This is a genomic window from Gilliamella sp. M0364 (assembly GCF_016100565.1).
GTDB classification, from domain to species: Bacteria; Pseudomonadota; Gammaproteobacteria; order Enterobacterales; family Orbaceae; genus Gilliamella; species Gilliamella apis.
On record NZ_JACFSF010000002.1, the window covers coordinates 30,930 to 47,143 of the forward strand.

General features: G+C 34.6%; 15 protein-coding genes and 1 riboswitch. Of the genes, 12 read left to right on the forward strand and 3 right to left on the reverse strand.

The window, feature by feature from the left end:
* Window positions 1-35: 35 nt before the first annotated feature.
* The 5 genes from mog (at window position 36) to cysS (ending at window position 5,192) form a co-directional block, all read left to right on the forward strand.
* Window positions 36-614: a molybdopterin adenylyltransferase gene (mog, locus tag H3U96_RS03910; RefSeq protein WP_065614501.1), complete on the forward strand. Its 579-nt coding sequence runs from the start codon at window positions 36-38 to the stop codon at window positions 612-614.
* Between the two features lie 196 nt (window positions 615-810).
* Window positions 811-1,269 (forward strand): transcriptional regulator ArgR, encoded by a 459-nt coding sequence (gene argR / locus H3U96_RS03915; RefSeq protein WP_034905059.1) that lies wholly within the window; start codon window positions 811-813, stop codon window positions 1,267-1,269.
* Between the two features lie 111 nt (window positions 1,270-1,380).
* Window positions 1,381-1,555, forward strand: a riboswitch (Lysine riboswitch).
* A 72-nt stretch (window positions 1,556-1,627) separates the two neighbouring features.
* Window positions 1,628-2,989 (forward strand): lysine-sensitive aspartokinase 3, encoded by a 1,362-nt coding sequence (gene lysC, locus H3U96_RS03920; RefSeq protein WP_086360814.1) that lies wholly within the window; start codon window positions 1,628-1,630, stop codon window positions 2,987-2,989.
* A 342-nt stretch (window positions 2,990-3,331) separates the two neighbouring features.
* Window positions 3,332-3,574 (forward strand): GlsB/YeaQ/YmgE family stress response membrane protein, encoded by a 243-nt coding sequence (locus H3U96_RS03925; protein WP_065578554.1) that lies wholly within the window; start codon window positions 3,332-3,334, stop codon window positions 3,572-3,574.
* 226 nt (window positions 3,575-3,800) lie between these two features.
* Window positions 3,801-5,192, forward strand: a complete 1,392-nt coding sequence (cysS, locus tag H3U96_RS03930; RefSeq protein WP_065650764.1) for a cysteine--tRNA ligase — start codon at window positions 3,801-3,803, stop codon at window positions 5,190-5,192.
* A 56-nt stretch (window positions 5,193-5,248) separates the two neighbouring features.
* On the opposite strand, the gene trmJ is transcribed toward cysS, so the two are convergent.
* A complete protein-coding gene (gene trmJ / locus H3U96_RS03935) occupies window positions 5,249-5,986 on the reverse strand; it encodes a tRNA (cytosine(32)/uridine(32)-2'-O)-methyltransferase TrmJ (protein WP_081300039.1) in 738 nt (245 codons plus the stop codon).
* A 251-nt stretch (window positions 5,987-6,237) separates the two neighbouring features.
* On the opposite strand from trmJ, the gene raiA reads away from it, so the two are divergent.
* The 5 genes from raiA to H3U96_RS03960 all read left to right on the forward strand — a co-directional run bounded on the left by raiA (window position 6,238) and on the right by H3U96_RS03960 (window position 11,310).
* The gene (gene raiA, locus H3U96_RS03940; RefSeq protein ID WP_065578552.1) at window positions 6,238-6,564 is read left to right on the forward strand and encodes a ribosome-associated translation inhibitor RaiA; all 327 of its coding nucleotides are present in this window, start codon (window positions 6,238-6,240) and stop codon (window positions 6,562-6,564) included.
* A gap of 102 nt (window positions 6,565-6,666) precedes the next feature.
* A complete protein-coding gene (pheA, locus tag H3U96_RS03945; protein ID WP_086357319.1) occupies window positions 6,667-7,818 on the forward strand; it encodes a bifunctional chorismate mutase/prephenate dehydratase in 1,152 nt (383 codons plus the stop codon).
* Between the two features lie 8 nt (window positions 7,819-7,826).
* Entirely contained in the window at window positions 7,827-8,864 is a 1,038-nt protein-coding gene (gene mutY / locus H3U96_RS03950) for an A/G-specific adenine glycosylase (protein WP_198195698.1), read from the forward strand.
* Window positions 8,865-8,937: 73 nt separating this feature from the next.
* The gene (locus tag H3U96_RS03955; protein WP_198195700.1) at window positions 8,938-10,143 is read left to right on the forward strand and encodes an MFS transporter; all 1,206 of its coding nucleotides are present in this window, start codon (window positions 8,938-8,940) and stop codon (window positions 10,141-10,143) included.
* Between the two features lie 126 nt (window positions 10,144-10,269).
* Window positions 10,270-11,310: an NADH:flavin oxidoreductase/NADH oxidase gene (locus H3U96_RS03960; RefSeq protein WP_198195702.1), complete on the forward strand. Its 1,041-nt coding sequence runs from the start codon at window positions 10,270-10,272 to the stop codon at window positions 11,308-11,310.
* A gap of 53 nt (window positions 11,311-11,363) precedes the next feature.
* Here H3U96_RS03960 and H3U96_RS03965 read toward each other — a convergent pair whose 3' ends face one another.
* Together H3U96_RS03965 and tatA are read right to left on the reverse strand one after the other, a co-directional pair.
* Window positions 11,364-12,548, reverse strand: a complete 1,185-nt coding sequence (locus H3U96_RS03965; protein ID WP_086360818.1) for an FAD-dependent monooxygenase — start codon at window positions 12,546-12,548, stop codon at window positions 11,364-11,366.
* 15 nt (window positions 12,549-12,563) lie between these two features.
* Window positions 12,564-12,740: a Sec-independent protein translocase subunit TatA gene (tatA, locus tag H3U96_RS03970; RefSeq protein ID WP_086320111.1), complete on the reverse strand. Its 177-nt coding sequence runs from the start codon at window positions 12,738-12,740 to the stop codon at window positions 12,564-12,566.
* 652 nt (window positions 12,741-13,392) lie between these two features.
* Here tatA and H3U96_RS03975 point away from each other — a divergent pair.
* Both H3U96_RS03975 and H3U96_RS03980 read left to right on the forward strand, forming a co-directional pair.
* Complete coding sequence (locus H3U96_RS03975) at window positions 13,393-14,076, forward strand: LexA family transcriptional regulator (RefSeq protein ID WP_034902075.1); 684 nt, start codon at window positions 13,393-13,395, stop codon at window positions 14,074-14,076.
* Window positions 14,077-14,328: 252 nt separating this feature from the next.
* The gene (locus tag H3U96_RS03980) at window positions 14,329-16,164 is read left to right on the forward strand and encodes an ABC transporter ATP-binding protein (protein ID WP_086361240.1); all 1,836 of its coding nucleotides are present in this window, start codon (window positions 14,329-14,331) and stop codon (window positions 16,162-16,164) included.
* Window positions 16,165-16,214 lie beyond the last annotated feature (50 nt).

Sequence of the window (16,214 nt, forward strand, 5' to 3'; positions counted from 1 at the left end):
TTATTAGATAAATATAAGATTAAGGATTAGAGGTTATGGTCAAAATTGGTTTGGTTTCAGTATCAGATAGAGCATCACAAGGTATTTATCAAGATGAGGGTATTCCAGCATTGTTATCATGGTTACAAACAGCCTTAAAAACACCATTTATTACTGAACAACGTATTATTCCTGATGAACAACTAATCATTGAAGAAACTTTATGCGAATTGGTAGATAAGTTGCAATGCCACCTTATATTAACCACAGGCGGTACTGGGCCAGCAATTAGAGATGTTACACCAAATGCAACCTTAGCAATTGCTGACCGATTAATGCCAGGTTTTGGTGAACAAATGCGGCAAATTAGTTTGCATTTTGTTCCTACAGCAATTTTATCTAGACAAGTCGGTGTCATTAGAAAAAAATGTTTAATTTTAAACTTACCTGGCAGGCCTAAATCAATTAAAGAAACCCTTGAAGGCGTGAAAGATGATCAAGGAAATACTATTGTTACAGGTATCTTCGCCAGTGTTCCATACTGTATTGATTTATTAGATGGCCCTTATATCGAAACTCATAATCATGTTGTTCAAGCTTTTCGACCGAAAAATGCTAGCAAATCTAACCTTTAATTTTATGCAAACATCATGCATAATTATGTAAATAAATGTTTTAACCGTGCAGGTAAGATTGATAATAGCAATATTACCTTAATGGCCAATAATGACATTATTTAAGATTATAATTAGATAATTTTAGATAACTAGTTAATATGATTAATAAACGCTATTGGCGTAATTGGTCATAAATTTAATTTAAAGGAACAGTATGAAACAAAATGATCTCACTAAAACTTTTAAAGAAATGTTATTACAAGAAAAGTTTAGTTCTCAGATAGGTATCGTACAGGCCTTACAGGAACAAGGATTTGATAATATAAATCAGTCCAAAGTATCTCGAATGTTAACCAAATTTGGTGCAGTAAGAACTCGCAATGCAAAATCTGAAATGGTCTACTGCTTACCAGCCGAAATGAGCGTACCAACCACTAGTAGTCCACTAAAGAATTTAGTTTTGGATATTGATTACAATAGTTCAATGGTGGTTATCCGTACTAGTCCCGGAGCTGCGCAACTGATTGCTAGACTTTTAGATTCAATTGGTAAATCAGAAGGGATTTTAGGCTCCATTGCCGGCGATGATACAATTTTTAGCACTCCGACTAAAGATTGTTCGGTTAAGAAACTGTATCAAACTATTATTGAATTATTTGAGCGAAGCTTATAAAAAACAATTTATTTTAAGCCAGACCGATAATTTTTTTTAATATTTAAACTATTGACACACTTGGTTAAATCGTTAATCCTATATGACACTGATTTTGTAACCAAAATTACAAACAAAAGAAGAGGCGCATTACTCAGGTAGATCATTTTAGGAACTGGAGCCGTAAAGAGATGATTAATGGGGTGTAATGCCGAGGTTTGATTGTCATTCCAGAAAGCAATTGAATCGGCTACAAGGGCTGAATCCCTTGGGTTGTCACCCTAACAGGTGGAGCGCTTCACGGTATGTATTTTTTGCTATAATAGGACATGCCCGCTCTATCTCTGTTAAAAATAAGAATTTTTAATATGAGGAATCCATGGAAACATCATTTATAATTGCTAAATTCGGTGGTACTAGCGTTGCAGATTACCCAGCAATGGTCAACAGTGCCAATATTGTTCTAGCTAATCCTAATGTCAAAGTAGTCGTATTATCTGCCTCAGCAGGTATAACCAATTTACTGGTAGCATTAGCTGAAGGTCGTGATGCCAATGTCAGAGCAAAACATATCGCTAAAATTCAATCAATTCAATATAATATCTTAGAAAATCTACCTGAAAATCAAGCTCTACGCACTGAAATTGACCAAATTATTGCCAATATTGCTTCATTATCTGAAGCCGCAAGTTTAGCAACTTCACCGGCATTAACCGATGAATTAGTTAGCCATGGTGAAATAATGTCATCAAAACTATTTGTTGAGATATTAAAACATCAACAAAAAAATGCCATTTGGTTTGATGTCCGTAAAGTAATGCGCACCGATGATAAATTTGGTAAAGCTGTACCGAAAATAGACGAAATTAAACAACTTTGTTGCGCCCATTTAAAATCATTAAATCCAGAAACTATCGTGGTTACTCAAGGCTTTATTGGTAGTGAAAGTTCAGGTAAAACCACCACTTTGGGTCGTGGTGGAAGCGATTATACCGCAGCCCTGCTTGGCGAAGCGTTAAATGCTACCCAAATTGATATCTGGACCGATGTTGCTGGTATTTATACCACCGATCCTCGAATTACCTCTGGTGCAAAACGTATTGATGAAATATCATTTGCCGAAGCCGCTGAAATGGCCACTTTTGGAGCTAAAGTTTTACACCCAGCAACATTAGTACCAGCTGTGCGTAGCAATATTCCGGTATTTGTCGGCTCAAGCAAAGCACCACAAGACGGAGGAACTATTGTCTATAATACTCATAGTATTAAATCATCATTACCTTCGTTCAGAGCATTAGCACTTCGTCGTCAACAGACATTATTAACCTTAACCAGTTTAAATATGCTACATGCACAAGGTTTTTTAGCAAATGTATTTACTATATTGGCTAAACACAATATCTCGGTCGATTTGGTAACAACCTCTGAAGTCAGCATTGCATTAACCATTGATACCACAGGCACAAATACCAATGGCAATAGCTTATTAACTAAAGCGTTATTTGATGAGTTATCAACGGTTTGTCATGTCGAAGTTGAAGAAGATTTAGCGCTGATTGCTATAATTGGTAATAATCTGACCACAACTAAAGGTATTGCGAAAGAAGTTTTCGGAGCTTTAGATGATTTCATTATTCGTCTATGTTGTTATGGCGCTAGCACGCATAATCTTTGCTTACTAGCAAGAAGTAATGATGCAGAAGATGTGATCAAAGTTTTACACAAAACTATTTTTGAATAACGACTTAACGGGAGCGATTATATTATCGCTCCTAGCAAATGATGATATAAATCTTCACTTAAGCAGTACTAAAAATTTCTAGAATATTTGAAAAAATAATTGTAAACTACACTTAATATTTGTATGAAAGGTTGTTGGTAATGACTTAGACATACATCTATGGCTACACACAGTTCTAAGTATTAATCATTTTTCTTCTTTCTTTGATAACAATTTTTTTAAAGCTGTAAATTTTACGTTTTATTAATTAGTTATATCTTTCACAACGATTATTTTCATCTGCAATATGTTTTAAGCTATACAAAAAGTAACTTTTAACTTAATTAGACAAAGGAAACTATCATGGGTATTTTAAGCTGGATTATTCTAGGATTAATTGCTGGATGGATTGCTAAGTTTTTTATGCCATTAGGACAAGTTGGTGTGCTTAAAACCATTCTACTTGGCGTGGCAGGTGCATTAGTTGGTGGTTACATTAGTACATTCTTCGGTTGGGGAAGTGTAACTGGTTTTAACTTCCCGAGTTTATTTATTTCTGTTCTTGGCGCTATTTTATTGATTTATATTTATCGATTAATAAAATAAAATTGCTTCATAAAATGACGAGTAGACTTACTCGTCATTTTATATCAAATTAAATCAAATCTTCTCCTGACAATTTTAATCTGCACTGATTAAACCATAAACAATCTTAATACAATCACTATTTGTACTGTTTTTAATCTTTAAGATTAGCAAAAGTCATTCCGCCATACTCTGATTTTTGTTATATTAACAATTAATCATAATCTGACATGAGCAGTAATCAATAATGTTAAAAATCTTTAATACACTAACTCGAGAAAAAGAGATATTTCAGCCTATTACAGCTAATAAAGTTGGACTATATGTCTGTGGCGTTACCATTTATGATCTTTGCCACATTGGCCATGGTCGTACTTTTGTCGCATTTGATGTCGTTACTCGCTATTTACGTTTTTTAGGTTACGATCTAACTTATGTGCGTAATATTACCGATGTTGATGACAAAATCATTAAACGTGCGCTTGAAAATGGCGAAACCTGTGATGAATTAACGGATCGCATGTTAAAAGAGATGTATGCCGATTTTGACGCACTAAATATAAAACGACCTGATGTAGAACCTCGTGCTACTCGTCATATGTCGCAAATTATCGAGCTTGTAGAAGAGTTAATCAAAAAAGAGCATGCTTATATCGCTGATAATGGTGATGTCATGTTTTCTGTCGATAGTGATCCTAACTACGGTATTTTATCACGGCAAAATTTAGAACAGTTACAAGCAGGCGCTCGAGTTGATGTCGTTGATGTAAAACGCAATCCAATGGATTTTGTGCTTTGGAAAATGTCAAAACCTAACGAACCGAGTTGGGATTCGCCATGGGGTAAAGGCCGTCCAGGTTGGCATATTGAATGCTCGGCCATGAATAGTCATCAATTAGGCAATCATTTTGATATCCATGGTGGCGGTTCTGACTTAATGTTCCCACATCATGAAAATGAAATAGCCCAATCAACCTGTGCCCATAATGGTCAATATGTAAATTACTGGATGCACTCAGGTATGGTGATGATTGACCAAGAGAAGATGTCTAAATCACTTAATAATTTTTTCACCATTCGTGATGTATTAGAGCATTATGATGCCGAGACCGTGCGTTACTTTTTATTATCAGGTCATTATCGTAGCCAACTTAACTATAGCGAGGAAAATTTAAAGCAAGCTAGAACTGCTTTAGAAAGACTTTATACGGCTTTACGAGATACCGATGCTAATTATCCACATAACACACCTGATAGTGATTATTATCGACAATTTTGTCAGGCAATGAATGATGATTTCAATACTCCAGAAGCCTATTCAACCTTGTTTGACTTAGCTCGAGAGATAAATAAAGCTAAAGCAGAAAGTGATATGCAACTAGCCAATGAACTTGCTGCTGAGTTACGTTATTTATCTTCTGTACTTGGTTTACTTGAACAAGATCCGGTTAAGTTTTTACAAGGTAGTAATCAGGATGATAGTGAAACACAACTAATTGAAGCATTAATTAAACAACGTAATGATGCTCGTGCTAGTAAAAATTGGGCTTTAGCTGATGAGGCACGAGATAAACTCAATCAAATGAATATTATTTTAGAAGACGGTGCTAACGGCACAACTTGGCGTAAAAAAAGTTAATGCAATAAACCTAAAATCCCCTAGATTTAATGAAAAATTACTAGGGGATAAACTAACTATTTTTTATCTATTGAGGTTAAAATTCCCCTTAATATATTCAGCTCTTGTTGTTCAATACGGGCACGAGTAAATAATCTTCGTAAACGCCCCATAATTTGCCCCGGATGGTTAGGATTAATAAAACCTGTTTGTAATAAGGTCTGCTCTAAATGCTGATAAAATCGTTCAATATCTTCATCTTTAGGATATTGTGTGTCATTTATATTCTGATCAGCTAACTGTGACGGTGAGTCTTGAGCAGACAACATCGACATTCTAATTTCGTAACAAAGAACTTGTACTGACATTGCTAAATTTAAAGAGCTATAGTCAGGATTAGCAGGAATACCAACATGGAAGTGGCACTTTTGTAATTCATCGTTAGTTAACCCAACCCTTTCACGACCAAAAACTAAAGCTACTTGAGCATGATGAGATGCTTCAGCAATTATTTTATCCCCGCACTCTTTTGGTGTTAAATTTGGCCATTGTAGACTTCGTGGCCGAGCACTGGTACCAATAACTAAAGAACAATCAGCAACAGCTTCTTCTAAAGAGGAAAAAATTTGTGCCTGTTTGATAATATCACTGGCACCAGCTGCCAGTGAAATAGATTGAGAGTCTGGCTTTATTATCGGATTAACCAAACATAAATTAGTTAATCCCATGGTTTTCATTGCACGAGCGGCAGAACCCATATTACCTGTATGGGAAGTTTCAACTAAAACAATCTTAACATTATTTAAATAATTCACATATTCCTCATTAAATAACACAACTTATACTTAAAATTAACACAAATAAACCACAGTATATAATAAAAAATAGTTTAAAAGCAGTTTCACAAAGGTTAATCATAACTAGAAATTCACTATTTTAGACAAAGTTCACAAAAAGTTTAATCAAATTGAAATAACCTATTGACGAAATGTAAAAAATTTGTCAATGTAATCAATAGAATAATTGTATTAGCTCAATTTGTAAGTAAACATAGTGGAGGTCAATTATGACTTTAAGCATTACCAGTAAACAAATGGATATTACCCCTGCAATTCGTAGCTATCTCGAAGATAAATTTTCGAAATTAGATAAATGGAGAGCACTGTTAATTAACCCTCACTTTATTTTATCTAAAGAACCTGATGGATTTATTATTGATGCAACAATTGCAACCAAAGGTTCACCACTAGTTGCTTCCGCTAAACACTTAGATATGTATGCTGCAATTAATGATTTAGTTGCTAAACTAGAAAAACAACTGAATAAAATCCAACATAAAGGTGAATCTCGTCGCGCATTTGACAGTATTAAAAATGCAGTAGTTGAAGAATAATATTAATTAATAGTCCAAAAGTAATAAAAAGGCACTTTAATAGTGCCTTTATTTTTTTGCTTGCTATAATATTGTCCATCTATTTTTATTGTATTAATGAACATGACTGCCAATCCTTTATTGCCTTTACGCGAAAAAATTAACCAACTCGATCAAAAATTAATTGAAATCCTTGCTGAAAGACGTCAAGTTTCGACCGAAGTTATTCACGCCAAAATAGCGGCTAACATTCCTTTGCGTGATTTAGCTCGTGAACGCTCACTCATTAAGGCATTAATCGAACAAGGTAAACAATATAATCTTGATGATCTTTTAATTAAGCGCTTATATCAAATCATTATTGAAGATTCAGTGCTATTACAACAGAAACTTTTACAAGAAAAACTGAATCAAGGGACTATTTCCTCAGCAAATATTGCTTTTTTAGGACCTAAAGGATCATATTCACATTCGGCAACCCGCCGTTATGCGAGTACTCACTTTGATCAGTTAACAGAATCAAGCTGCAGTACCTTTAAAGATGTGTTTGAAAAAGTCGAATCAAAAGTTGTTGATTATGGAATTTTACCGATAGAAAATTCTAGTTCCGGCTCTATCAATGAAGTTTATGATTTGTTACAAAAAACCAATTTACATATTATTGGTGAACTATCATTACCGATTGATCACTGCGTTTTAGCCATTCCTAGCGCTAAACTTGAACAAATAGATACCATTTATAGCCACCCGCAACCTTTTCAACAATGCAGTAACTTCCTAGAAAATTATCCACATTGGAAAATCGTTTATTGTGATAGCACTTCATCAGCAATGGAAACTGTCGCGAAATTAAATCAACCAAATATTGCGGCTATGGGTAACAAAGATGGTGGGGAATTATACGGCCTACAAGTTCTTGAGCACAATTTTGCTAATCAAAAAGAGAATATTACTCGTTTTATTGTTTTAGCGCGTGAGCCAATTGAAGTTTCCGAGCAAATTCCAGCTAAAACCACGATCTTAATGAAAACTGGCCAACAAGCTGGTGCTTTAGTTGATGCCCTATCCGTTTTACGTAATCATAATATTGTTATGACAAAACTTGAATCACGACCTATCCATGGTACACCATGGGAAGAGATGTTTTATATTGATCTTCAAGGTAATGTTCATGATTATGAAATGCAAGTCGCGCTTAAAGAATTAGCTGCAATCACTTTATATACCAAAGTACTTGGCTGTTATCCTAGTGATTCAATTACCGCTATTATGTAATGACTAGCATGACAAAAAATTTTGCAAATGCCGTACTTGATTGGTATGAACAGTACGGCAGAAAATCACTACCATGGCAAATTGAAAAAAGCCCCTATCATGTTTGGTTATCCGAAGTCATGTTACAGCAGACACAGGTAGCAACGGTTATTCCATACTTTAAGCGCTTTATTGCACAATTCCCTAAAATTACTGATTTAGCTAAAGCGCCAATTGACGATATCTTACATCTTTGGACGGGGCTGGGTTATTATGCTAGGGCACGCAATTTACATAAAGCAGCACAGGTTATCGCCGACAAATTTGATGGTAAATTTCCCACCAAATTTGACGATGTTATCGCTTTACCAGGAGTTGGTCGTTCAACCGCTGGTGCCATTTTATCTCTATCACAAAATCAACATTACCCGATACTTGATGGCAATGTAAAGCGAGTTTTAACCCGATCTTTTGCAATTGACGGTTGGCCAGGGAATAAAATTGTTGAGAATCAACTTTGGCAATTAAGTGAACAAGTGACACCTAAACATAACGTTGCAAAATTTAATCAAGCCATGATGGATATTGGCGCAATGGTCTGTACACGTTCGAAACCAAAATGCAATTTATGCCCATTAAACTACTCATGCCTTGCTTATCAGCGTGACAGTTGGCAACAGTATCCAACCAAAAAACCGAAAAAGACCATTCCTGAAAAAACCGCCTATTTTCTAATGCTTGAACAAGATAATATGATTTGGCTAGAGAAAAGACCGCCAGCCGGTATTTGGGGTGGATTATACTGCTTACCGCAATTTACCAGCAAGCAAGCATTAACTGACTGGCTAGATAACCATGGTATTAAAACCAGCAAACCCAGACAATTAGTTGCATTTCGACATACCTTTAGCCATTTTCATTTAGATATTGTGCCCATCTACTGTGAGATAACAAACAACACTAAGTGTTTGGATGAGTCAAACGGTTATTGGTATAAGCTCAATTCAGAGAATGCGAAAATTGGCTTAGCTACGCCTGTTTATAATTTATTGAATCAATTAGCTTAAACACTACTATTTAACAGTATCTAATAAACTTTTGATATATAATTAACCATCATTTATTAGTTAACTTTTTATTATGAATAGCAAACAAGCGCAAGGTCTATCGGCATGGTTAGTATTCCTGATGGCTTTTGCCATTGGAATAACCGTCGCAAGTAATTATTATGCTCAACCACTATTGCACTCAATAACTGATGATTTACATATTGCAGTTAAACATGCCGGTTTAATCATTATGGCAGCGCAATTTAGTTATGCGGTCGGTTTACTATTTATTACCCCACTCGGCGATAAAATTGAACGTAAACAGCTAATACTTACATTAATGATATTATCAATCTGTGGACTAATAATTAGTGCAATATCAAAGAATTTATGGATGTTGGTATTAGGTACTGCAATGACAGGCCTATTTTCGACTGTTGCCCAAGTTCTCATTCCTTTTGCTGCAACGCTATCACGTCCTGAACATCGAGGTAAAATTGTCGGCACACTAATGAGCGGTATGTTGCTAGGTATTCTACTAGGTAGAACATTTGCCGGTTTTGTTTCATCAATAGCAGATTGGCATTATGTTTATTGGATTGCCTCATCAATTATGACCTTAGTCACTTTCTTACTTTGGTTATCATTACCAACCTATAAAAACAGCATCGACATTAACTATTTCCAACTGTTATTGTCAATTGGTTCATTGTACAAACAAGAAGCAGTTTTACGCATCAGGTCATTGTTAGCGATTATTTCCTTTGCTTTATTTTCATTATTATGGACACCACTGGCCTTTTTATTAACTGATACACCTTATCATTATTCTGATTTTATTATCGGTTTGTTCGGCTTGGCTGGCGCAGCTGGCGCATTAGGTTCCCCCATCGTTGGCAAATTATCAGATCAAGGAAAAGGCTGGTTAGCCACATCCATTGGCTTGACATTATTACTTGCTGCTTGGCTACCGCTATCTATTGCCGAGTATTCACTCGTGGCCCTAATTTTTGGTGTAATCTTATTAGATTTTGCGGTGCAAGTTACCCATGTATCCAATATGAACGCTATTTATCAAATTCGTCCAGAAGCACGTAGCCGTATGAATACTGGTTACATGGTCAGTTATTTTATCGGTGGTATGTTAGGCTCTATTGCTTCTACTTACTTGTATAGCAATTATGGTTGGATAGCGATAATTATTTCCGGAACCGTTTTAGGATTTTTGGGTATACTCTGTTGGATCTATTATCTTAGAACCGTTCACCATCCTAAACATAAGGCTAGATTAAACTAAAAATTTTGAGGAACGGGGTTTTTTAGCGATTATTTCATTTAAATTTTAGGTATTAAACACCATATATTATTTATCTGCTAATATAAATAGTTAATATTTGAACCATTATTAAAACAGGAATTACTTATGGCAAAAATATCTTATCTTAATACTCCATTTAAAGTAAAAAATTTATCACTCAAAAATCGCATCGTTATGCCACCAATGTGTCAATATCAAGCAAAAGATGGCTTAGCTAATGATTGGCACTTTGTTCATTATGTTTCTAGGGCGATTGGTGGTGTAGGCTTAATTATTTTAGAAATGACCAATGTAGCCCCTAATGGGCGAATTACACCTAACTGTTTGGGATTATGGAATGATAAACAACGCGATCAGCTGAAACGTATTGTCGATGCTGTTCATGCACAAAATGGCAAAATTGCTATTCAAATTGCCCATGCTGGTCGAAAAGCGTTAGGTGAGTCTGATGTGGTTTCATGTTCAGCAACCCTATATGATGGCAACGTCGAAGCTAATCCGGAATGGCAATACCAAATGCCAAGAGAATTAACCAAAGATGAAATTATCGATATCATCGAAAAATTTAAACAATCAACTAAACGAGCCGTGGAAGCAGGTTTTGATGCCATTGAAATCCATGGCGCACATGGTTATTTAATCCATCAATTTAGTTCGCCAAAAACCAATTTAAGAACCGATGAATATGGTCAAGATAAATTATTATTCGCTGAACAAGTTATTAAAGCTGCAAAATCAGTTATGCCAAAAGATATGCCACTAATTGTGCGCTTTTCGGCTAAAGAATACGGTGCTAACGGTTATGATATTGATTATGGCTGCCAAATTGCCAAACGATTAGCCCAAGCTGGTGCCGATGTTTTAGATGTTAGTGGTGGTGGCGATGGAAAACTAGATCCTAAACATACCCCTGATTTCCATGCTGGTTACCAAGTTTATCTAGCCCGAGCAATTAGACAGGTAACCGATTTACCGATTATCACTGTTGGTATGCTTGAAGATCCTTATGTTGCCGATTATGTGCTAAGCACTGGGGATGCTGATTTAGTTGCGATTGGTCGGGGTTTATTAAAGGATCCTTATTGGCCGTTGCGAATTCCAACATCACCATTTATACCAACATTTTATCAAATCGCTTTTAAATAAGTTGATTTAATGATTATCCTCCTGTAGCGACAGCTACAGGATTAATAAACAGATTAAATCTGCATGGCGTATTTGATCAACTGTTTCTTTATTGGTGAAAAGTTGTCAATAGCATTCATACCAACCGTCCTAACCATCTTTTTAAAGGTATTATCGCCATTAAACATATCTTGAATCGTTCGCATGGCTGTTAGCATAACTAATGCATCTTTACGACGAGTAAATTGGAATGATTTTAAGTTTTCCATTAAACCAATATCTTTTTGCTCATCAATACGCTTTTTGATAGTAGCCACCAACAATGCCGAATCTTGAAAACCTAAATTAACGCCTTGCCCAGCTAATGGGTGAATAGTATGAGCAGCATCACCAATTAGAGCTAATCGGTGCTTAATAAACTGTTTGGCAAAGCGAGCTTTTAATGGAAAGACCATTCGTGGATTAACCAACTGACATTGCCCTACTTTATCGCCGGTTAATTTAAACAGTTCGTGGCAAAAGTCAGATTCAGTCAACGATGTTAAAATTTCTGCTTGGGCAGGTTTAGTTGACCATACCAAACAGCTTTTATTAGCTTGCCAAAGTGGTAAAAAGGCAACAATACCATTCGGGTAAAAAATCTGTCTGGCGCATGCTTGATGAGGATATTGTGTTTCAACATTAGTAATCACTGCATGGTGAAGATAATTACGCTCAAATACTGATATTTTCTCATGTCTGCGTAACCATGAATGAGCACCATCAGCACCAATAATCAATTTAGCTTGTAAAGTCGTATTATCCGCTAAAGTCAAAAAAGCATAATCATCAGTATAATTATTATCTATAGCCAGCTGATTGAATATAGCAATATTATCTGTGGCTAGAGCAAGTTGATACAAATAGTAAGTGATGAGATTATTTTCAATAATATAGCCAAGATTTTCATAACCATAATCTTTAGCATGAGCCGATAAATGAGCTAAACCATTCTTTTCCCAGACACCAATTTCACTAAAAGAATGAACTCGATTGCTAGCACAAAGATCATGCCAAATACCAATTTGAGATAAATATCTCTGGCTGGCACCATTTATCGCCGACGCTCTTATACCTATGTCATCAAATTTAAAATCTTGCCATTCATCAACTTTAGTATCAATAATGGCTACCGTTAAATCGTATCTGCTTAGTGCACAGGCAGTAGCTAAACCAACTAACCCACCACCAACAATGGCAACATCGAATTGCGTTTTCATATCAATATTTTGTTATTACTTATCAAGCTTATTATCATTTTTGGTTTCAACTTCATCATCATTCATTGCTTTTTTGAAACCTTTTAATGCTGAGCCAAGATCAGAACCTAAATTGCGTAATTTTTTGGTTCCAAAAATTAACACAACTACAGCTAGAAAGACCAAAAGATGTGGAATGCTAAATGACATAATTAAAACCTCTTTTAAAAATATATCTCTATTTTGATTCTATTACTGCGCAAATAGATTTTAAATAATGGAATTAATTATACTCTTTTTAAACTAGGATTTCATGACAAGTTAATTTTAAATAAAAAAAAGACCTGCATAAAAATTATGCAGGCCAACATGAAATATAAGGAATATAAGGAAAGAAAACAATGAAAAATCCTTACGCTGCTTATTATCCATTTTTTTTCGCTCTAGTCAACGTTTTTATTTGGATTTCAGCAAAAATAACTAAATTTACACGAAAAATAAAGAGCATTAATAAAATATTAACATAACAGATAAAAAATGACAAAAATGTAATTTAAGCATATTTATTCAGTACTTAACCACTAAAAAAAGCCATTTTCAGTTCATAAACCCAAAAACAACCTCGCAGAAAAACAAAGAAACTCAACAAAAAAGCAATGAAATAATTTTATTAAAAAAAACAATAAATGTTGGTTTTTATATGAAAATTCAATAAAATAACAAAATATAAAACGAATTTTAAAGAATATTCATATTTAAAAACTACAATATTGAGAATATTCATTTAATCACTTATATAAAACTCATAAAAAATACAATATAATCAAAAACTGGATGAATAAATAAAAACGAGACAAAAATAAATATGATTAAAAATAAAAATGTCAAAACTTTTAAAGACAGACTCCATACTTCAATGCAAGGTTTATCTGTATCTGCTTTTGCAAAAAAATGTGATATGTCGGAAACTGTTATTCGTGATTATTTGTCAGGAAAAACTTATCCATCATTGACCCGTTTAGAAGTTATTGCCGAGAAATGTAACGTATCATTTAACTGGTTAGCTACAGGTTATAAGCTAGAAATTTTAAATCCGCAAGATGATGATGAAGTCTATAATGAAAATATCTATCGTATTCCGGTTTATAAAAAACAGCTACCAACCAAAGAAGAAGCACAAAATCAACGTTATGTTCGTGAAATACCACCCGTCATGAATTATCCTGTAATTGAAGGCTGGGCATCTCACCGCGGTTTAGACATTAAAAAATTAATTCTTTACTGGGCTAAAGGTGATTTGATGGCACCTGATATCGAAAATAATAATGGCTTAATTATTAACACAGATATAAACGAAATTATTGATGGCGCTATTTATTTAATAGAATATGAAAATTTTACATTATTAAGAAAAATACGCTTAACACTCGGTAACTGGATATTAATCTGTAATAATGACCAATATCCGACAATTGAAGTACCTAAAGCTCACTTTGAAAAATACAATATTGTCGGTCGAGTTGTGCAAGTTATCAAAGATGTCTTTTAAGACATTTATTAGTAATCTAAAGTTTTTCAATATATAATTTATTACATGAGGAAAGTATAAAAAACCCCTTTCCTCAAAATGTTACTCTTTTCATAACATCAGTTTAATAGGTATATATTCAAGTGATTTTAATTTACTAATTTCAGATTTATATTTGCAACTACAGCAATAAGTGTATAGCAAAACAAACCTCGCTTTTTTATATCATTGATAAATTATTAATGAATAACCTTTTAACTAATTAGGTCAACTATGTATCGATTTTTTGAAAAATTGGTATCACCTTATCCCAAAGATGAACCACAACCAATGGCTAAAGACTTTTTTAGCTTTATTTGGCAATCCACTAAAGGAACTCGCTGCTTCTTATTACTATTAATAATATTGAGTGCGCTAGCAGGTGCATTTGAGGCTTTTTTATATGCCGCACTTGGTAAAGTTGTTGATTGGCTCGCTGCTGTATCACCAAATCAATTTTGGCAACAAGAAAAAACAACCTTAATCGCATTTACCATTATTATTTTAGCTAGCACGATTATTATTGCCTTACAAACCATAATTAAGCATCAATGCCTAGCTGGAAATTTTCCTATGCGTTTGCGTTGGAATTTGCACAGATTAGTACTAAACCAAAGCATGCGTTTTTTTCAAGATGAATTTGCTGGCAGAATATCAGCAAAAGTCATGCAAACCGCGCTTGCCGTAAGGGATACTTGCTTTTTAGTTGCTGATATCTTTATTTATGTTCTGATTTCCTTTATCACCATGGCTACCATCATAGGTCAGTTAGATCTTTGGTTATTAGTTCCGTTTATGGTCTGGTGTTTTTTTTATGGTATTGCGATGTATTACTTTATTCCACGATTAAGTAAAGTAGCAAGTATGCAAGCAGATGCCCGTTCAACCATGACCGGTCGTGTAACAGATGCTTATACAAATATCATGACGGTAAAACTGTTTTCTCATGCTGGTAATGAAGCAAAATATGCACAGGAATCGATGGATGAATTTATGGTTACAGTGAATAAGCAAATGCGTTTAGTCAGTAGTTTTGAAATTGTTAATCATTTATTGTCTATTTTCCTAGTATTGGGCACCACCGGCTTGTCATTATGGTTATGGAGCAATGATTTAGTTGGCGTCGGTGCAATTGCAACCACAACCGCAGTAGCGTTAAGATTAAATGGGTTTTCACATTGGATTATGTGGGAAATGGCTTCATTATTTGAAAATATTGGCGTGGTTAAAGATGGTATTAATACATTTTCTGCAGCGAAAACTGTTGTTGATCAACCAAATGCACCAACACTTAAAGTTACTGAAGGTAAAATCGAATTTAAACAGATAGATTTCAGTTACGATGAAAAGTTAAATAATGCCATTATTGATAATTTAAATTTAACCATCAAATCAGGTGAAAAAATTGGTTTAGTTGGCAGATCTGGCGCGGGCAAATCAACGTTAATCAATTTATTATTGCGATTTTATGATTTACAACATGGTGAGATCACTATCGATGGTCAAGATATCACTAAAGTAAATCAAGAAAGTTTACGCGCACAAATTGGCATGGTAACCCAAGACACATCGCTGTTACATCGTTCAGTAAGAGATAATTTATTATACGGTAACAATCATGCTACTGAACAAGAGATGATAATCGCTGCCAAAAAAGCCCATGCAGACAGTTTTATTGAAGGTTTAGTTGATGCTAATGGTAGAACTGGCTATGATGCTTTTGTTGGTGAACGAGGAATTAAATTATCAGGCGGACAACGTCAGCGGATTGCTATTGCTCGTGTTATTTTAAAAAATGCGCCAATATTGTTATTAGACGAAGCTACAAGTGCACTGGATTCTGAAATTGAACAAGCCATCCAAGAAAGTTTATATACCTTAATGGAAGGTAAAACGGTTATTGCTATTGCCCATCGCTTATCAACTATTGCGGCAATGGATCGATTAATCGTGTTAGACCAAGGTAAAATTATTGAACAAGGAACACATCAAGAGTTACTCAGTAAAAATGGTCTTTATGCGCAACTTTGGAAACATCAAAGTGGTGGCTTCTTGGCGGATAATTTCTAACTAAAAATATAAGGGCGATATAAACATCGCCCTTATATTAATTCTATATA